Origin of the sequence: Helicobacter pylori (assembly GCA_008032955.1) — a bacterium.
GTDB classification, from domain to species: Bacteria; Campylobacterota; Campylobacteria; order Campylobacterales; family Helicobacteraceae; genus Helicobacter; species Helicobacter pylori_DC.
Genome location: CP032046.1, coordinates 1457181 through 1474128 on the forward strand (window position 1 = coordinate 1457181; position 16948 = coordinate 1474128).

19 protein-coding genes and 5 pseudogenes are annotated in these 16948 nt (G+C 39.5%); 9 read left to right on the forward strand and 15 right to left on the reverse strand.

What is annotated here, in order from left to right:
- Positions 1 to 2 precede the first annotated feature (2 nt).
- The 7 genes and pseudogenes from D2C72_07095 to D2C72_07125 all read right to left on the reverse strand — a co-directional run bounded on the left by D2C72_07095 (position 3) and on the right by D2C72_07125 (position 5160).
- A complete protein-coding gene (locus D2C72_07095) occupies positions 3 to 629 on the reverse strand; it encodes a YihA family ribosome biogenesis GTP-binding protein (protein ID QEF43995.1) in 627 nt (208 codons plus the stop codon).
- The gene (gene lptA / locus D2C72_07100) at positions 626 to 1183 is read right to left on the reverse strand and encodes a lipopolysaccharide transport periplasmic protein LptA (protein QEF43996.1); all 558 of its coding nucleotides are present in this window, start codon (positions 1181 to 1183) and stop codon (positions 626 to 628) included. The genes D2C72_07095 and lptA overlap by 4 nt, the downstream gene beginning before the upstream one ends.
- Positions 1183 to 1776, reverse strand: coding sequence for a hypothetical protein (locus D2C72_07105; GenBank protein QEF43997.1), 594 nt, complete (start codon positions 1774 to 1776; stop codon positions 1183 to 1185). The genes lptA and D2C72_07105 overlap by 1 nt, the downstream gene beginning before the upstream one ends.
- Entirely contained in the window at positions 1751 to 2245 is a 495-nt protein-coding gene (locus tag D2C72_07110) for an HAD family hydrolase (protein QEF43998.1), read from the reverse strand. Before D2C72_07110 ends, D2C72_07105 begins: the two co-directional genes overlap by 26 nt.
- Positions 2242 to 3189 carry a septal ring lytic transglycosylase RlpA family protein gene (locus D2C72_07115; protein ID QEF43999.1) on the reverse strand — a complete coding sequence of 316 codons (948 nt, stop codon included), beginning with the start codon at positions 3187 to 3189 and terminating at the stop codon, positions 2242 to 2244. The genes D2C72_07110 and D2C72_07115 overlap by 4 nt, the downstream gene beginning before the upstream one ends.
- Positions 3189 to 4312: pseudogene (locus D2C72_07120) on the reverse strand (LysM peptidoglycan-binding domain-containing protein). Before D2C72_07120 ends, D2C72_07115 begins: the two are co-directional and overlap by 1 nt.
- Before the next feature lie 83 nt (positions 4313 to 4395).
- Positions 4396 to 5160, reverse strand: a complete 765-nt coding sequence (locus D2C72_07125) for a YchF/TatD family DNA exonuclease (protein QEF44000.1) — start codon at positions 5158 to 5160, stop codon at positions 4396 to 4398.
- A gap of 74 nt (positions 5161 to 5234) precedes the next feature.
- Between D2C72_07125 and ribE the strand changes: the two genes are divergently transcribed.
- From ribE to D2C72_07145, 4 genes are read left to right on the forward strand one after another with little or no spacing between them, the layout of a single operon-like run.
- Entirely contained in the window at positions 5235 to 5855 is a 621-nt protein-coding gene (gene ribE, locus D2C72_07130) for a riboflavin synthase (GenBank protein ID QEF44001.1), read from the forward strand.
- Positions 5856 to 6128, forward strand: coding sequence for a FlhB-like flagellar biosynthesis protein (locus D2C72_07135; GenBank protein QEF44002.1), 273 nt, complete (start codon positions 5856 to 5858; stop codon positions 6126 to 6128). It abuts the gene before it with no gap.
- Between the two features lie 18 nt (positions 6129 to 6146).
- Positions 6147 to 7130, forward strand: coding sequence for a methionine ABC transporter ATP-binding protein (locus tag D2C72_07140; GenBank protein ID QEF44003.1), 984 nt, complete (start codon positions 6147 to 6149; stop codon positions 7128 to 7130).
- A 1-nt stretch (position 7131) separates the two neighbouring features.
- Entirely contained in the window at positions 7132 to 7779 is a 648-nt protein-coding gene (locus D2C72_07145; GenBank protein QEF44004.1) for an ABC transporter permease, read from the forward strand.
- A 190-nt stretch (positions 7780 to 7969) separates the two neighbouring features.
- Here D2C72_07145 and D2C72_07150 read toward each other — a convergent pair whose 3' ends face one another.
- From D2C72_07150 to D2C72_07160, 3 genes and pseudogenes are all read right to left on the reverse strand, one after another.
- On the reverse strand, positions 7970 to 8401 hold the full coding sequence (locus D2C72_07150) for a hypothetical protein (GenBank protein ID QEF44005.1): 432 nt from the start codon (positions 8399 to 8401) through the stop codon (positions 7970 to 7972).
- 9 nt (positions 8402 to 8410) lie between these two features.
- Positions 8411 to 9072: pseudogene (locus tag D2C72_07155) on the reverse strand (PAP2 family protein).
- Positions 9003 to 10012 (reverse strand): annotated as a pseudogene (locus tag D2C72_07160) (undecaprenyl/decaprenyl-phosphate alpha-N-acetylglucosaminyl 1-phosphate transferase). Before D2C72_07160 ends, D2C72_07155 begins: the two co-directional pseudogenes overlap by 70 nt.
- Between D2C72_07160 and D2C72_07165 the strand changes: the two are divergent.
- The 5 genes and pseudogenes from D2C72_07165 to flgG all read left to right on the forward strand — a co-directional run bounded on the left by D2C72_07165 (position 9939) and on the right by flgG (position 14576).
- Positions 9939 to 10136: pseudogene (locus D2C72_07165) on the forward strand (hypothetical protein). The pseudogenes D2C72_07160 and D2C72_07165 sit on opposite strands and share 74 nt — an antisense overlap.
- 14 nt (positions 10137 to 10150) lie before the next feature.
- Positions 10151 to 10939 (forward strand): pyridoxine 5'-phosphate synthase, encoded by a 789-nt coding sequence (pdxJ, locus tag D2C72_07170; GenBank protein ID QEF44006.1) that lies wholly within the window; start codon positions 10151 to 10153, stop codon positions 10937 to 10939.
- A 1-nt stretch (position 10940) separates the two neighbouring features.
- Positions 10941 to 11864, forward strand: a complete 924-nt coding sequence (locus tag D2C72_07175) for a 4-hydroxythreonine-4-phosphate dehydrogenase (GenBank protein ID QEF44007.1) — start codon at positions 10941 to 10943, stop codon at positions 11862 to 11864.
- 63 nt (positions 11865 to 11927) lie between these two features.
- Complete coding sequence (tsaD, locus tag D2C72_07180) at positions 11928 to 12950, forward strand: tRNA (adenosine(37)-N6)-threonylcarbamoyltransferase complex transferase subunit TsaD (protein QEF44008.1); 1023 nt, start codon at positions 11928 to 11930, stop codon at positions 12948 to 12950.
- A gap of 837 nt (positions 12951 to 13787) precedes the next feature.
- Complete coding sequence (gene flgG, locus D2C72_07185) at positions 13788 to 14576, forward strand: flagellar basal-body rod protein FlgG (GenBank protein ID QEF44009.1); 789 nt, start codon at positions 13788 to 13790, stop codon at positions 14574 to 14576.
- Here the strand turns inward: flgG and D2C72_07190 are convergent.
- The 5 genes and pseudogenes from D2C72_07190 to D2C72_07210 all read right to left on the reverse strand — a co-directional run bounded on the left by D2C72_07190 (position 14573) and on the right by D2C72_07210 (position 16918).
- A complete protein-coding gene (locus D2C72_07190; GenBank protein ID QEF44010.1) occupies positions 14573 to 14671 on the reverse strand; it encodes a flagellar biosynthesis protein FlgG in 99 nt (32 codons plus the stop codon). The two genes, flgG and D2C72_07190, sit on opposite strands and share 4 nt — an antisense overlap.
- A 3-nt stretch (positions 14672 to 14674) precedes the next feature.
- Positions 14675 to 14974, reverse strand: a complete 300-nt coding sequence (locus tag D2C72_07195; GenBank protein ID QEF44011.1) for a flagellar biosynthesis protein FlgG — start codon at positions 14972 to 14974, stop codon at positions 14675 to 14677.
- A gap of 53 nt (positions 14975 to 15027) precedes the next feature.
- A pseudogene (locus D2C72_07200) lies at positions 15028 to 15311 on the reverse strand (ubiquinol-cytochrome C chaperone).
- 141 nt (positions 15312 to 15452) lie between these two features.
- A complete protein-coding gene (locus tag D2C72_07205) occupies positions 15453 to 15572 on the reverse strand; it encodes a DUF3944 domain-containing protein (GenBank protein QEF44012.1) in 120 nt (39 codons plus the stop codon).
- A 584-nt stretch (positions 15573 to 16156) separates the two neighbouring features.
- Positions 16157 to 16918 (reverse strand): DUF3944 domain-containing protein, encoded by a 762-nt coding sequence (locus tag D2C72_07210; GenBank protein QEF44013.1) that lies wholly within the window; start codon positions 16916 to 16918, stop codon positions 16157 to 16159.
- Positions 16919 to 16948 lie beyond the last annotated feature (30 nt).

The following is a 16948-nucleotide window of genomic DNA, read 5'->3' on the forward strand; positions in this document are numbered from 1 at the left end:
GCTTATAAGGGGTTAGTGAGCAAGTATTTCAAAAGGGTTTGGCGCACTATTTCAAGGGTTGGGTATTTTGAAGAAAGAGCGTTAAAATGGGTGGTATTGATTAAAAAAGGTTTAGGAGCGTTTAAAAAAAGGCGGTGTTGCTCGTTTTTATTCAACTTGTCAAATTTCGTAAAAAGAGAAAGGTAGGCTTGATCGGGCCTTAGAAGGGCTTGAATGTTTTCTTTAGCGTTTTTATCAATTCCTAAATCCAAATGGCGCGCATCCACTAAATGGATAAAAAGTTTGATAGAAACCCTAACGCTCAACAATTCCCATAAAAACCCCTCCCATTCTTTTTTCAAGCTTTTAGAAACTTTAGCGTAGCCAAACCCGGGCAAATCAATCACATTAAAAGTAGTCGTTAAGGCGTTTTCTTTATCTTCCCAAGTGGTGGAAAAAAAATTCGCTAAACGGGTTTTTCCAGGCGTTGCTGAACTTTTGGCGAGATTTTTTCCTAACAAGGTATTAATAAACGAGCTTTTACCTACATTGCTACGCCCTAAAATGACCATTTCAGAAGTCAAGCTCGCAGGGCATTGCGAAAGTTGACCAGAAGAAGTGAGAAAATGAGCGTCTTTAATGGCGATCATGGTTTTTCCTTAGCACCCTTCTTCTTCAATTTAGCCTTACGATTTTCTTCATTAATATCTTCCATATCAAACACGAATTTAGCGGGCCGTTTCGCACTCCCCAACACATCAGCATAACCCTTGGTTTTGTTTAAAATGATTTCATCACCGGTGATGACATTAGATTTCCCCACTTCTCTAACCACCGCATTTTGCAACAATTTGTATTCCCCATTCAGCGCGTTATAAATGAGCTTGTCAGCGCTCCCGCTGATTTCACGATTATCCTCTGTAAAGATGTTAAAATGCGTGTTCCCTGTGGCTTCATAGCGTTCAGGCTTTCGTTTATCGTTTAAAAACACGCTCACTTTATCCGCAAACAACCGGTCTTTACCTTTTTTGATCTGCACATTGCCTTGAATAACGGCGGTTTTTGTTTTGTCGTTCGCTACAAATTGGTTGCCGGTGATCTCTAAAAGCTCTCTTTCTTTTTTCAAACCTTTATTGTCTGTTTTTTGAGCGCTCATCACGCTTAAAATACCAAAACAACACACCAAAAAACACCACCAACGCATTAAAAACCTCCTTTGAAAGTGGGGAATTTTTTCTTTTCTTTCTGGCTTTGTTTGATTTCATCTAAAAACAAATTAGCTTGAATGCTTTGAGCTTCAATAACGGCTAAAGCATGCGAATAAGAAATGTCAAGCCCTTCAATCTTGCTATCCTTTGAAGTGAGAATGAAACGGCCCTTGCCTTTAAAATTTTGCTCCTTATGGTTGTAAATCCCTGTTTCACTCCAAAAACTAGAATCATCGCTTCTTTTATAAGTAACCCCATTAGGGAAGAAATACAAATCCTGCTGCCGTTTGGCTTTAGGAGACTCAACGCTTTCAATGGTGTCTTCATCATAGCGCTTGATTTTGGAATCAAAAAAGATTTCGTAATCATCGTATTGTAGGGCTTTTTTACCCTCTATGGACAGATCAAGGATTTTATCGTTGATTTGAAACGCTTTAAAATTTTCTAATTCAATTTTAGGGATATTTTCTTTAGAGATAACGCTAGTGGGTTGGGAACGCAAAAAGAAAAAGACTAGCCCTATCGTGATGAAAGATAAAACCACAAAGAAGTTTAAAACGCTATTAGAGGTAAAGCTTGAGCGCTTCATCTTGCAAGCCTTCTAATGTTAAAAGATAATCAATCGCTTCCCTAACAGCCCCCTTGCCCCCTGAATTTTGCAACACTTTATAAGCCTTGCTTTTAAGCAAGGGGTGCGCATCAAAAGGGGCGAAACTCAAAGCGCATGCCTTAAACATGCCTAAATCGTTATAATCATCGCCCACGCATGCGATTTCTTGTGCGCTCAATTGCAAGTCTTTTTTGAGTCGCTCTATAACGGCGTTTTTATTTTCAACGCCCATAAAAACAAACTGAACGCCCAAGCTCTCCATGCGTTTTTTCACCATGATTGAAGTTCTTCCTGTAATGATAGCGATTTTTTTGCCTAATTTTTGCCATAGCGTCATGCCAAGCCCGTCTTTGACATTAAAAGCCTTGATTTCGTGAAAATTTTCATCAAAATACAACGACCCGTCCGTGAGCGTGCCATCCACATCTAAAAGCAATAACTTAATCATTCTCTCGTTAAAACCGCATTCTGGTTGTATTTTTTCATAAAATCCCTAGCCTCTTCTTCGCTTTGAAACCCTTGAACTAAAACTTTATACAAATCGTCTTTAAAAGCAACCTTGACGCTGTAATTTGGATTTTCTGCTTGCAATTTATCCGCTAAAGTTTGAGCGCCTATTTGGTTTCTAAAAGCCCCCATTTGCAAAGAAAATTTCCCTCCGCTCACGCTTTTTTCGCTCTCGCCGACTTTAAATTCCTTGTGCAAGATCTTTGAAGAGCTGGCGTTAAAGGATTGTTCGTATTGCGTGGAGATAACCCCACCAAAACCCAAAACAATGAGACGCACGCTGGCCGTGCCTTTTTTAACCATGTCAATATCCCTAGCGGCCGCATTAGACAAATCAATGATGCGATCGCTCACAAAAGGCCCTCTATCATTAATGCGCACAATGGTGCTTAAGTTATTATCAACATTGATGACTTTCACCACGGTGTTCATGGGTAAAGTTTTGTGCGCGGCGGTGTGGGCATACATGTTATAGATTTCCCCATTACTGGTTTTTTTGGCATGGAAATTGGGGCCATACCAGCTCGCAACGCCATCAAATTTTTCGCCTAAATCCACTTCAGTGGGGTAATACCACTTGCCCCCCACTTGATAAGGGCGCATGGTGGCTCTTTGGATCGCGCTAGAATCGCGCATGCCGTTATCTAGTGGCTGATCTTTTGTGTTGCTATCTTGCGAATCGGTATGGTGTTTGAAATGGCGTTCAAAAAAATTGCGTTTATAGGTGGCTTTTTTGGTTGTTGGGTCATAATCCTTAGCGTTTTCATAAGCGCGCAAGCTTTCATGCTTGTAAGACAAATTCTTTATTCCCTCTTTTTTAACCGCACAAGCGCTAATCAAAAAAATAACGCCTAAAAAACAAACTCTTTTCAACGCCCAACCCATTAAAATTCCCTCGTAGCGAGTAACTTTTTGTTAGTGGGGATGATTAAGCGTTGGTGGATAAAAATACTAGAATCTTTGAGGTTATTGGCTAATTGGATGCTAGAAATACTGACTTGATAGCGTTTGGCGATAGAAGATAAGGTTTCTTTAGGCAAGACCACATGGGTGATGAAAGGGCTTTTAGGATTAGCTTGAGCGTTTTTATTTTGTTTGAGCTGGCGTTGTTTGAAAAGGGCGAGTTTTTCATAAGGGATATAAATGGTGTAGGTGGGGTCTTTAGAGGGCAGAATGTTATAGCGGAATTGGTGGTTGTAGGATTTTAAGGTTTCTAAACTCAAATTCAAATTTTTGGCCACTTGGACTAAAGAAGTGTGCCTTTTAAACGGGACGCCCACTAAACTCACCCTCGCCCCACGATTGAGCAGATACTCTTTATCTTTGAGGTTGTCTAGGCTGTTGAATTTTAACGCTAGGCTTAGAATGGAGCGGATATACTCTCGCGTTTCTTTAGGGAGGTATTTTTATCTTCATCCAGCAAGACTTTAATGTCTGAAGTGCCGGCGGCTTTAATAGCGTTTTGAACCTTTCGTAAGCCATAATTATACGCCATAGCGACCAAATACCACTCACCGGTTTGCTTGTAGAGCCGTTTCAAATAAGCGATCGCCGCTTGAGTGCTTTTAATGGGATCTCTCCTTTCATCAATGTAATGATTGACCTTAAGCCCTAACTCTTTGGCCGTGCTTGGCATGAATTGCCAAATCCCTACCGCTTTTTTCCTGCTATAAGCCCTTGATGAAAACTTAGACTCGGCCATGGCTAAAAATAAAAATTCTTGCGGCACGCTCGCTTCTATGAGCATGTTTTTAATGATAGGGATGAATTGGTAATTCACATCAAATCTTTTGACTAACTTTTTCCATTCCTCTTCTTTATTCACCTTTTTTAAAGCGCCTGGCATTTGGGATAAAAAGCTCGCATTGACCCCAAAAGCCTCTAACGCTTTGGTGTCAATATTAGATTCAAAAGCCATCTTCGCATGACTTAAAGAAGCCAACAAAAGCCAATGGGCAACAAAAAAAACCAACCATTTTTGACTAAAACACTTCATTCTTTTTGGCATCATATCCTAATAATTAATCTAGCTTTTAAAATAGCCTTGATTATAACTAAACTTGAATAACGCTTTCTAACACAACCCTAATTTTAGGGGAAGTTAAAAAGCGTTTGAGCGTTATGCGTGCTTAAAGAAGCGAGCTCTTCAGTTTCTATGTGGATGATTTCGGCAATTTTTTGAGCGATTAAAGGGATATAAATGGGGCTATTCCTGGTGCCTCTAAAAGGGTGTGGGGTCAAATAAGGCGAATCCGTTTCTAAAAGAAGCCTGTTTTTAGGGATTTTAGGGAGGATCTCTACCAGTCTTTTAGCGTTTTTAAAAGTGCTAACCCCCCCTATCCCATAATAAAAACGATCGCTCAATTCCAAAAGCATGCTATCAGCGTTAAAGCAATGCAACACCCCAAAAGCCTTAGGATAGCTTTTTAAAAGATTCAAACTATCAAAACTCGCCTCTCTAATATGGATGATCAATGGCTTGTTGTGTTGGATAGAAAATTCAATCTGTTTGGTGAAAACTTCTTTTTGCTTGCTTTTATAATTTTCTCTTTCATTCAATTCAGGCAAGCGGTAGTAATCCAGCCCGCATTCGCCTATCGCCACGCATTTTTGATGCCCAACAAACTTTTCAAACAGGCTTTCATCAAAACTCTCCACATCATAAGGGTGAGCGCCTATGGCAAAAAACACGCCTTCAAATTTTTCGCTAATCCCTACCGCTCTATTCAAATCTTTCATGTCCGCACCCGGAATCACGCATTGCGTAACGCCTTTTTCTAAACTCTCTTTTAACACTTCATCTAAATCGTTTTCATAGTCCTTGTGATCCAAATGGCAATGCGTATCAATAAACATGCTTTTATCCTATGGTTTTATTTAATATGTTACAATACTTAAGCATTCTAACATAAGGAAAATAATCATTAACGATGTTCAGTGGTCTAATCAATCAAATAGCTAAAGTGAAGAGTTTCCACAACAATATTTTAAGCATAGAGAGCGATCTCAATCCCAAGCTTGGCGATAGCATTGCGATTAATGGGGCGTGTTTAACCGCCATAGAAAGTTCAAAAACGCATTTTAGCGTGGAATTGAGCCAAAAAACCCAAAACAGCGTGGCGTTAGAAAATTACAAGGATTTAGTCCATATTGAGCCAGCCCTAAAAGCGAACGCAAGTTTAGACGGGCATTTTGTGCAAGGGCATATTGACGCTATCGGGGTCATTGAAAAAATCATTCACAACGCTAATCAAGTGGATTTTTTCATCAGCGCTTCTAAAGAAACGCTTTTGTTGTGCGTTGAGCAAGGCTCTATCGCCATTGATGGGGTGAGTTTGACTTTAAGCAAGGTAGAAGAAAAGGGGTTTTGGCTAACGATTATCCCTTACACTTTAGAGAATACCCTTTTTAAGACTTATAAACTCAAACGGCGTGTGAATATTGAAACGGACATGTTAGTTCGCAGCGTTGTCTCTATTTTGAAAAAAACAAAGGGGCTTGAAAAAAATTTCTCTTGGAATGAGGCCGACGCTTTGACTTTAGGGTATTAGATGAATAAAACCATAAAAGCCGCCGCCCTAGCCTATAACATGGGGCAAGATCATGCCCCAAAAGTGATCGCAAGCGGGGTGGGCGAAGTGGCTAAAAGGATCATTCAAAAAGCTAAGGAATACGATATAGCGCTCTTTTCTAACCCCATGCTGGTGGATTCGCTCTTAAAGGTGGGATTAGACTGCACGATACCTGAAGAATTGTATGAAAGCGTGGTGCAAGTGTTTTTATGGCTCAATAGCGTGGAAAATAACGCGCAAATGTCCAAGTAAGTCAAAAAGTCAAATAATATGGTAGTAGAATTAAAAAACATTGAAAAGATTTATGAAAACGGATTCCATGCTCTAAAAGGCGTGAATTTGGAATTGAAAAAAGGCGATATTTTGGGCGTGATAGGCTATTCAGGGGCGGGGAAATCCACGCTCATCCGCCTGATCAATTGTTTAGAGCGTCCTAGTTCTGGCGAAGTTTTAGTCAATGGGGTCAATCTGTTAAACTTAAAGCCTAAAGAATTGCAAAAAGCACGCCAAAAAATAGGCATGATTTTCCAGCATTTCAATTTATTGAGCGCTAAAAATGTGTTTGAAAATGTCGCTTTCGCTCTAGAAATCGCCCGATGGGAAAAAACTAAGATCCAATCCAGGGTGCATGAATTATTGGAATTAGTGGGGCTAGAAGATAAAATGCATTTTTACCCTAAACAGCTAAGCGGTGGGCAAAAACAACGAGTGGCGATCGCTAGGAGTTTAGCGAATTGCCCTGATTTGTTGCTTTGCGATGAAGCCACATCCGCGCTGGATTCTAAAACCACGCATTCTATTTTAACGCTTTTAAGCGGCATTCAAAAAAAGTTTGATTTGAGCGTCGTTTTCATCACGCATGAAATTGAAGTGGTTAAAGAATTGTGCAATCAAATGTGTGTGATCAGCAGCGGCGAAATTGTGGAAAGAGGCTCGGTAGAAGAAATTTTTGCTAACCCTAAACATGCCGTTACTAAAGAATTGCTTGGTATCAAAAACGAGCATGGGGATCAAAAATCGCAAGACGTTTATCGCATCGTGTTTTTAGGGGAGCATTTAGACGAGCCGATCATTTCTAATTTGATCAGGCGTTTTAAAATAGACGTGAGTATCATTTCAGGCAATATTGAAGAGCTTACGACTAAAGATATAGGGTATTTAGTGGTGCGGTTTTTAGGCAGTGTTGCAGAGACTCAAAGGGCTTTAGAGTATTTAAACGCTTTAGGCTTACAAGTGGAAAAATTAAAGGATTAAAATGATTTCTCAAATGCTCATTCAAGCCACGCTAGAAACGCTTTATATGGTGTTTGTGGCGAGCTTTTTGGCGGTTGTTTTTGGCTTGCCTTTGGGGGTTTTATTGTTAGTGAGTAAAAAAGGGCATTTGTTAAACAAACCCCTTTTGCATAAGATTTTAGACACTTCCATCAACATGACTCGCTCTTTCCCTTTTATCATTCTCATTATTTTGCTCTTGCCTTTATCGCGCTTTTTGATTGGCACGAGCATTGGCTCTAGCGCAAGCATTATCCCGCTAGCCATTTCAGCCATTCCTTTTGTCGCAAAGCTTTTTGAAAATTCTTTAATGGAAGTAGAGCATGGCAAGATTGAAACCACTTTAAGTTTGGGAGCGTCTCATTTGGAAGTCATTAAAATGATGCTTTTAGAGAGCCTGCCCTCTTTAGTGAATAATATCACCATCACTTTAATTTCTCTAATAGGCTATTCGGCTATGGCTGGAGCGTTAGGGGCTGGGGGATTGGGGGATTTAGCCATTAGGATTGGCTATCAAAGTTATAGGGGCGATGTGCTTTTTTATGCGGTGGTTGTGATCATCGTTTTAGTGCAAATCATTCAAAGCGCAGGGGATTATGTGGTGAAACGCCTAAGAAAGCATAAGTATTAGGGATTTGGTTTTTATTAAATACGAATATTCAAAGCCAACTTTAATACGCTTTGGTTTTTTAAATGGGATTGCTAATCTTTGCTCATGGCGAAACTCAATTCTCTAAAAACGCTTTAAAAGGCTATCATTCAAACTGAATTAGAGCTTTTTACAATCAATATTCAATTAAGTCGTCATGCCAAAATGGGCTTTATTTTGCGCCATTGATAAATTTATCCATCTGTTTTTCTAAGTCTATGATTTGCGTTATCGCTCCCTCTAAAATTTCAAAATTTTGAGCGTTTTTTGGGGCAATGCATGCGAGTTTGTTGGAAGCTTTTTCTAACGATTGGATGTCTTTAAGCAAGGTTTTTAAAACTTCTATGCTTTTAAAATCCTTTTCAAAATAGTCATCAAATTGCTGTTCTGTTTGAGACAAGTTCTCTAAAAAAGCACTTTGAAGGCGTATTTGGGTGCGATCATGTCCGGTTTCTATGCAGGTTTTATAAGCTTGATGGATCGCAGTCAAAACTTCTTGGGCTTTCAAAAAAGCCTTTGAAAGCCCAACGATGATTTCATAATGTTCGCCCTCTGCTTTTAAAAACCCTAAAAAGAGCGAAATGAATAATAATTTTTTTAGCACTTTATCCCTTTACCATTGATAAGAAAAGCTCACCCCATAGCGGCTACTGCCCTTAAAATCGCTAGATATTTCAGGATAGAGCATCCATTGCTTGGGTTTGTAGCGTGAAGTGAACAAATAAGCAAACCCCCATGCGATAAGGCTGCCGATTGTAACTTGCAAGATCGTGTGTTGTCCTGCCACCACTCTGCTAGCATCAGTGAGGATTGCAAGAGCGATCACAGGAAGAGCCGGCTTCCACCCATAGCGATAATACACAAACCCAGCCGCACTAAACACCCCCCAGCATGCCCGCTTGGCATGCCTCTCCAAGAATTACAGCACGGGCGTTTGGCAAATTCCACTCTAGCCCCATCTTTATGGGCGTTGCTAAAAGCTCCTTTAAGGCCATAAATCACGCCTTGAGTGACTAATGTGCCGACCGCTAATTCCCCTAACCCTCTATAATCGCGCATCGCCAAACTGACCGTGCCCACAAAAATAGGCAAAAACCTAAGCACATCGCCAATCTCTTCTAAAATGTATGCCCCCTCATTGATCGGCTCACTCCTTAAAGGATAGACCCATAAGAGCAGGCTCAAAAAAAGACTTTTGAGCTTTTTCATTGAAACGCTCGCTTTTCTAAAGCACAAACTTGCCTGTTCAAACAAGCATAGCCCATTAAATAGCATGCGATAAAGACTAGGCCAATGACAATGAGCGCGTAAGAATTTAAGCGGAATAAGACGCTGATTAAAATAAAAGGCAGGTTGCACAGAATAAGGATAAACGCGCATAAAGGGTTAGGGTAATTGAAAGAGCGTTGTTGCAAGAATTTAAATAAAAGGGTGTGCAAATGCAAGTTATCTGGCATGGTGGCTTTCTGGCGTTTTATTTTGCGCCTTAGGATACTAAAAAGCACCTCTATGACCGGATAAAGCATTAAATTGAGCCCAAAAAACACGCTGATTTTTTGCTCTAAACTCAAATGTAAAAGGGAAATCCCGCACACCAAACCCAAAAATACGCCCCCCCATCGCCTAAAAAAATCTTTCCTAAAGGGAAATTTAACACCATAAACCCAAGCACCATGTAAGCGAGCAAACAAGACAAACTGCTAGGGTCTATATAATGAATGACTAAAAGCGCGATCGTGCAAATCCCTGATGCCAGCCCGTTAAACCCGTCAATGATATTAATAGCGTTACTGATACCCACCAGCATAAAGATAGCGAATAAAAAAGCGATAAAATAAGGCAAGCTAAAAAGGGGCGAAAAATCGCTCACCACTAAAGGCGTTGATGAGATGATGCAAACAACCCCTACGGCTTGCAAAATAAGGCGTATTTTGGGGCTTAATGAAAGGTTAATGTCTTCTAAAAAACCGCTTAAAAAAACTAACAACAAACCCAAGAAAACAAAAAACCCCTTAAAAGGCATCTCAAAAGGTTCAAGATAACAAGCCAACGCAAAAGAAAGAAAGATCCCAAGCCCCCCAGCTCGTGGGGTTCTTGCATGATGAAAGCCTTGTATTTTATTGGCGTTATCCACAAAGAGCATGGATTTTTTAGACCACAAAACAACCAAAGAGCAAATAAATAAACTGGTTAAAAAATATAGCACCCACAACACTTTTATTGGATTTAATTGACATTTTGTTTTGGGTATTATAGCATTTTTAAAAGATAGCTTGATGATAAAATCTTATAAGCATAAGGAGGGGTTTTATGTTACAATTCCAAAATCATTATTATAAAATAAAGGATAGTCATGCGTTTTGGATTGAATATTGATCACATTGTTACTTTAAGGGAAGTGAGAAAGACTTATGAGCCTGAGATTTTAGAGGCTCTGTTTATCGCTAAAAACACCCATAAAGTGGATTTAATCACCATCCATTTGAGGGAAGACAAACGGCACATTCAAAATGAAGATGTTTTGAGACTGCTTGAGATTAGCCCTTTGCCTATCAACATTGAATGCTCTATCAATGCTGAGATCACTGATTTTTTATGCTCTTTAAAAAATAAGCCCAGTAAAGTTACGATCGTGCCTGAAAACAGAAATGAGGTTACGACAGAGGGAGGGTTGGATTGTTCATTAAAGGGTTTGGGGGAAGTGATTAGAGCGTATCACAATAAAGGCATTGAAGTGTCTTTGTTTGTTGATCCTTTAAAAGACGCTCTGCATTTTGCAAAGGAGCATCAAGTCAAACAGGTGGAGTTCCACACTGGGGTGTATGCGAATTTGCACAACGCTTTGTATTCTAACGCTAACAATCAAATCCATGCCATTAGCGCGCTCAAAGACAAAAGCCCCAAAGAATTGAAAGAAGAATTGCACAACGCCTTTTTGCAATTAAGGAGAATGAGCAAAGAAGCGTTTTTTATGGGAATTGTGGTGTGCGCTGGGCATGGGTTGAATTACTCTAACGTGAAAGAATTGTTAAAAATCCCCTCTTTAAGAGAGCTTAATATTGGGCATAGCGTGATTTCAAAAGCGGTTTTAGTGGGATTAGAAAAAGCGATTTTAGAAATGGCGCAACTTATTAAGCGATAAAATGGCTAAAAAGAAAATTGCGATCAGTTGCGGGGATATTCAAGGCGTAGGCTTAGAATTGATTTTAAAAAGCCATAAGGAAGTGAGCGCGATTTGTGAGCCGTTGTATCTCATTGATGGCGAACTTTTAGAGCGGGCTAATCAATTGCTTCATAACGCTTATGAAACCAAAACGCTTAACACGCTCGTTATTGATGCCCCCTTACCCTTATTAAACTCTAGCACGATAGGCAAAGTCAGCGCTCAAAGTGGGGCGTATAGTTTTGAGAGTTTTAAAAAGGCTTGCGAGTTAGCGGATGATAAAGAAGTGGATGGCATTTGCACTTTGCCTATCAACAAACTCGCATGGCAACAAGCTCAAATCCCTTTTGTGGGGCATACCGATTTTTTAAAACAACGCTATAAAGATCATCAAATCATCATGATGCTTGGGTGTTCAAAACTCTTTGTGGGGCTATTTAGCGACCATGTGCCTTTAAGCGCGGTTTCTCAGCTCATTCAAGTAGAGGCGTTAGTTAAGTTTTTATTAGCGTTTCAAAAAAGCACTCAAGCTCAAATCGTTCAAGTGTGTGGCTTTAACCCCCATGCGGGTGAAGAGGGATTATTTGGGGAAGAGGATGAAAAGATTTTAAAAGCCATTCAAGAGGGCAACCAAACGCTGGGCTTTGAATGCTTTTTGGGGCCAATGCCGGCTGATAGTGCTTTTGCTCCCAATAAACGCAAAATAACCCCCTTTTATGTGAGCATGAGTCATGATGTGGGGCTAGCCCCTTTAAAAGCGCTCTATTTTGATGAAAGCATCAATGTGAGTTTGAACGCCCCCATTTTACGCGTTTCCACTGACCACGGCACAGCGTTTGACATTGCTTATCAAAATAAAGCGAACAACAAAAGCTATTTGAATGCGATCAAATATTTGGCTTAAAGATTTTAAAATACAAGCCAACAAAGTATAATTCAAGCTCTAATATTATTCAAAGATAAAGACATGATTTTAAGCATTGAAAGTTCTTGCGATGACAGCTCTTTAGCCCTTACAAGAATAGAGGACGCCAAACTCATCGCTCATTTTAAAATCTCTCAAGAAAAGTGCCACAGCCCTTATGGGGGCGTTGTGCCTGAGCTTGCATCGCGCTTGCATGCTGAGAATTTGCCGCTTTTGTTAGAACGCATTAAAATCAGCTTGAATAGGGATTTTTCCAAGCTCAAAGCCATCGCTATCACGAATCAGCCAGGTTTGAGTGTTACCTTAATAGAAGGTTTGATGATGGCAAAAGCCTTGAGTTTGTCTTTGAATTTGCCCTTGATTTTAGAAGATCATCTGAGAGGGCATGTGTATTCGCTCTTTATCAATGAAAAACAAACCTGCATGCCTTTAAGCGTGCTCTTAGTCTCTGGGGGGCATTCTTTGATTTTAGAGGCTAGAGATTATGAGAATATTAAAATCGTTGCCACGAGTTTGGACGATAGCTTTGGGGAGAGTTTTGATAAGGTTTCTAAAATGCTTGATTTGGGCTATCCAGGAGGCCCTATAGTGGAAAAATTAGCCCTTGATTATGCGCACCCAAACGAGCCTTTAATGTTCCCTATCCCTTTAAAAAACAGCCCGAATCTGGCTTTTAGTTTTTCAGGTTTAAAAAATGCGGTGCGTTTGGAGGTTGAAAAAAACGCCCATAATTTGAACGATGAGGTAAAACAAAAGATTGGCTATCATTTTCAAAGCGCGGCTATTGAGCATTTAATCCAGCAGACTAAACGCTATTTTAAAATCAAACGCCCTAAAATTTTTGGCATTGTGGGGGGAGCGAGCCAAAATCTAGCTTTAAGAAAGGCGTTTGAAAACTTGTGTGCTGAGTTTGATTGCAAGCTTGTTTTAGCCCCTTTAGAATTTTGCAGCGACAATGCCGCCATGATAGGGCGATCCAGTCTAGAGGCTTATCAAAAAAAGCGCTTTGTCCCTTTAAAAAAGGCTAACATTTCGCCAAGAACGCTGTTAAAAAGTTTTGAGTGAATGGATACAAAAAGAAAGTGCATAATAAAACGCCCTAAAATTTATCAATCTTTTATCTGTATTTGAGAGATTAAATTTGAATAAAAGTGCATTAAAACTGAATTAACGAGTAAGCAAAAAGCCTTGAAACGCTTGACGAGAATTGTTTTATTATGGGCAGATTATTAGATTAAATACGGATTAAATCTACAATTTTATAAAAAACCGCTATCATTTAAGTTAAATTAAGGATTATTGTATTATAGTTTTGTCACAGAAAAAAGGGGTTTACAAGATCCTTAAGAGTTGGTAACTCTTAAGGATCTGTATTTAGTGTAGTGGTGTTACGAGCACCATTAACCTGTCATGATTATGATTAGCTTCATGCTTACTCCTTTCTTGTTTAGATTTTAGTGTGTTTCTTGGCATGCATTATTCTTCAAACCATTAGGTTGGTAGCTAATGGTTTCAAATGGCATGCAAAAACACTGCCACGTGTTTTATTATGCCATAAAATAGCCTTATTTAGTCTAAATCCCATTAAATAAGATAAGCGTAAAATGGAATTTCTATAACTACTGATCTCAAGCTGGATTTTGGCGTATTTATTCATGAAAAGCGTGTTGTTGTAAAAACGCTTATAAAATCAAAATAATGCCACTGACAAGGTTTTTATAATGCTTAAAAGCACTAACGCATTCATTTCAAACGCTAAAGGCGTTTATAAGATTTCTGCATGAGACTAGGTTTAAATCTTTTTTAAACCTTTTTATTAAAAAAGCGTTTCAAGTTTAGTCAAATTTAATCTTATTTTGGTTATGATTCTAGGTTGTTAAGTTTTAGTTTAAAGGGAAAATCATGCTCCGTTCTCTCTATAGTGCCACTTCAGGGATGCTCGCCCAACAAACGCACATTGACACCACTTCAAACAATATCGCCAATGTCAATACCACCGGGTTTAAAAAATCTCGTGCGGATTTTAACGACTTGTTCTACCAAGCGATGCAATACGCCGGCACTAACACAAGCAACACGACTTTATCGCCAGATGGCATGGAAGTGGGCTTAGGCGTGCGCCCTAGCGCGATCACTAAAATGTTTTCGCAAGGCAGCCCTAAAGAAACGGAAAATAATTTAGATGTCGCCATTACGGGCAAAGGCTTTTTTCAAGTCCAGTTGCCTGATGGCACCACCGCTTATACAAGAAGCGGGAATTTTAAGCTAGACGAACAGGGTAATCTTGTAACAAGCGAGGGCTATCTTTTGATCCCTCAAATCACTTTGCCTGAAGACACCACGCAAGTGAATATCGGTGTGGATGGCACGGTGAGCGTGACTCAAGGCTTGCAAACGACCTCTAATGTGATCGGGCAAATCACGCTGGCTAATTTTGTCAATCCGGCAGGGCTTCACTCTATGGGGGATAATTTGTTTTCAATCACCAACGCTAGCGGTGAGGCGATTGTGGGCAACCCGGATTCTCAAGGATTGGGCAAGTTAAGGCAAGGCTTTTTGGAATTGAGCAATGTGAGATTGGTAGAAGAAATGACGGATCTAATCACCGCTCAAAGGGCTTATGAAGCCAATTCTAAAAGCATTCAAACCGCTGATGCCATGCTCCAGACGGTCAATTCCCTCAAACGCTAAAAGGGGATTTTACTCTCCTTAACGCTCTTTAATCTCTGCTCCCTTGTTGTTTTTGTGCTTGGGGTGGTTTTGTGTTTTGGAGCGGTTGTTGCCATTCTTTAATTCTTGTGGCTAGGATTTTTAAGGTTTTCAACACCGCTTTTTGGGTTATTGCTTGATTGGTGTTTTCCTTTTATGAAAAAAACAGCCAAAACAGCCAGACCAATGAGAATACAAAAAATAATAACTAAATACCACATTTTCTTTTCATTCGCTTCTTGTTCTGCTTTTAATTTTTTGCGTAAGGTGGCAACCAAAACGCATGCAGGCACGGTTACCCTATAAGCCGGCCCAGCAAGATTGATGCTCACTAACGCGCCTGTAATGACCCAACCAATAGGGCCAGCTAAAATACCCAAAGTTTTTTAAGCGCTACTTTACCCACCACAGACGATAAACCATGCCCCAGAGTTTATCTTACCATTGCATCTGCAACAGCTATAGCCAACGCATAAGAATGAGAGCCGCCCGCTTTAAGCAGCGTTAAAGTAGATGCGATTAAGATTTGTTTGTTCTCACCAATCACTTTATCAATATTTGCCATGCCCAATTCATCGCAAAGTTCTTTAATCTCTCTCCCACTCATTTTTTCTAAACTATCTTTCAAAAGTTTAGAAAGTATGTTTTTCTCAATCAAAGAGGTTGGAGATTCTTCATGGTAATTAACCTCTTTAAATGATCGCACGCATCGCACAAAATCTCTTTGTATAAGACCCCTTCGTTTCTAAAAAATTAATAAAAGTATTGCCCCCATAACACTGCAATTCTTCAGCGATCCTTGTGGGGGTATTTGGCGTAATCGCTACCATACCTTTTGTATTCTGTTGAATTTGTCAATTATTCATTCATTCTTAGTGCGCCATCTTCATCATAAACAAGCGCATCAAACAAATCTTTCAGATCGCTAGAGCTTAATCGCTTTAAAAATGCCAAGTCGCTATCGTATCTGTATGCCATGCAATCCCTTTAATTTTATTTCTACCACTCACTCAAATCCCACCAAACCCCTTTTTTAGTGATTAGTGATTACAGCATCATTTTTTAAAATCATGTCTAACGCCCTAAAAGGCTTAAACACACCCGCTAACTGCGCATGAATATTGCGCTACAAATGCTAATGGGTTTTATTGATTTACAACCAAAGAATAATAATGATTAAAATGTTTTGATATGCTTTATCATTTTGGATAAGATAAATCTGATTTGAAAGCAAGAAACCATACGATTTCTTTGGGTAGGGCTAACCTGCTAACTTAATGAAACGCTATTTTGATTTTTGACACAAGGAAACCCCCTCCTTTAACCCTCTAACCCTTACTTTTTATCGTTTTTATGTTCGTGGTTAGCGTTGCATTGATTGGCTTGGTTTTGGCTATTTTTTTGACAACTTTCGTTGTTTTGATTTTTAGCATCACCTTTTTGATTGTGGTTTTGATTACTGCAACTATTACTCATTTTGTCTCCCTTTTAAATTAAAATAAAAACCAGATGCATTTTCGCACCTAGGTTTCCATTCTATACCTTTTTCCCTAAAAAAAAGCTTAAATGGATTCTATTTGTAACGACTTCTTATCTTCACTGGCTTGCTGTGTTTTTAGGCGTAAAGTGGCGACCACAATGCATGCCGGTATGGTTACCCTATAAGCCGGCCCTGCAATATCAATCGCTGTCCATACGCCTGTAATGATCCAGCCAACAGGGCCTGTTAAAAAGCTCAGAGTCCTTGTAAGCACTTGATTGCCCGCAAGCGATAAACCACGCCCTAGAATGGTTTTTGCAACCGCATTCGCAACAATGACCGCTAATTGATAAGATTTAAAGCCTCCCATTTTAAACAGCGTTAAAGTCGCCGCGCTTAAGGCTTGTCTGTTTAAATTGTCCGTGTTTTTTATGGACAATTCATCGCACATCTCTTTCACTTCTTCATCATCCATTTCTTCCAAACTTCTTTCTAAGATTTTAGAAAGCATGTTTTGTTCAATTAAAGTCGTTTCGGTTTTCTTGTTGTAATTGACCTTTAATTTATCGCACACATCGCATAGGATCTCTTTGTATAAGACCCCTTCGCCTTTAATGAAACTCGCAAAACTATTGCTCCCATAGTATTGCAATTCTTCAGCGATTCTTTCTGCGTATTTAGCGTAATCATCGCCATGCCTTTTGTATTCTATGGAGCTTGTCAGTTTTTCATTGTGTCTTTTTTCGCCGTCTTTACCAAAAACAAGCACCTCAAACAAATCCAATAAATCACTAGATTCCAATTGCTTTAAAAATTCCAAATCTCTATCATATTTGTATGCCATATTATTCCTTTATATTGTTTTATCACTTAT

Excerpts from the sequence above, each read along its gene's own strand:
- D2C72_07095 (QEF43995.1), bottom strand. The coding sequence starts at position 629 with ATGATCGCCATTAAAGACGCTCATTTTCTCACTTCTTCTGGTCAACTT.
- lptA (QEF43996.1), bottom strand. The coding sequence starts at position 1,183 with ATGCGTTGGTGGTGTTTTTTGGTGTGTTGTTTTGGTATTTTAAGCGTG.
- D2C72_07105 (QEF43997.1), bottom strand. The coding sequence starts at position 1,776 with ATGAAGCGCTCAAGCTTTACCTCTAATAGCGTTTTAAACTTCTTTGTG.
- D2C72_07110 (QEF43998.1), bottom strand. The coding sequence starts at position 2,245 with ATGATTAAGTTATTGCTTTTAGATGTGGATGGCACGCTCACGGACGGG.
- D2C72_07115 (QEF43999.1), bottom strand. The coding sequence starts at position 3,189 with ATGGGTTGGGCGTTGAAAAGAGTTTGTTTTTTAGGCGTTATTTTTTTG.
- D2C72_07125 (QEF44000.1), bottom strand. The coding sequence starts at position 5,160 with ATGTTTATTGATACGCATTGCCATTTGGATCACAAGGACTATGAAAAC.
- ribE (QEF44001.1), top strand. The coding sequence starts at position 5,235 with ATGTTCAGTGGTCTAATCAATCAAATAGCTAAAGTGAAGAGTTTCCAC.
- D2C72_07135 (QEF44002.1), top strand. The coding sequence starts at position 5,856 with ATGAATAAAACCATAAAAGCCGCCGCCCTAGCCTATAACATGGGGCAA.
- D2C72_07140 (QEF44003.1), top strand. The coding sequence starts at position 6,147 with ATGGTAGTAGAATTAAAAAACATTGAAAAGATTTATGAAAACGGATTC.
- D2C72_07145 (QEF44004.1), top strand. The coding sequence starts at position 7,132 with ATGATTTCTCAAATGCTCATTCAAGCCACGCTAGAAACGCTTTATATG.
- pdxJ (QEF44006.1), top strand. The coding sequence starts at position 10,151 with ATGCGTTTTGGATTGAATATTGATCACATTGTTACTTTAAGGGAAGTG.
- D2C72_07175 (QEF44007.1), top strand. The coding sequence starts at position 10,941 with ATGGCTAAAAAGAAAATTGCGATCAGTTGCGGGGATATTCAAGGCGTA.
- tsaD (QEF44008.1), top strand. The coding sequence starts at position 11,928 with ATGATTTTAAGCATTGAAAGTTCTTGCGATGACAGCTCTTTAGCCCTT.
- flgG (QEF44009.1), top strand. The coding sequence starts at position 13,788 with ATGCTCCGTTCTCTCTATAGTGCCACTTCAGGGATGCTCGCCCAACAA.
- D2C72_07190 (QEF44010.1), bottom strand. The coding sequence starts at position 14,671 with ATGGCAACAACCGCTCCAAAACACAAAACCACCCCAAGCACAAAAACA.
- D2C72_07205 (QEF44012.1), bottom strand. The coding sequence starts at position 15,572 with ATGGCATACAGATACGATAGCGACTTGGCATTTTTAAAGCGATTAAGC.
- D2C72_07210 (QEF44013.1), bottom strand. The coding sequence starts at position 16,918 with ATGGCATACAAATATGATAGAGATTTGGAATTTTTAAAGCAATTGGAA.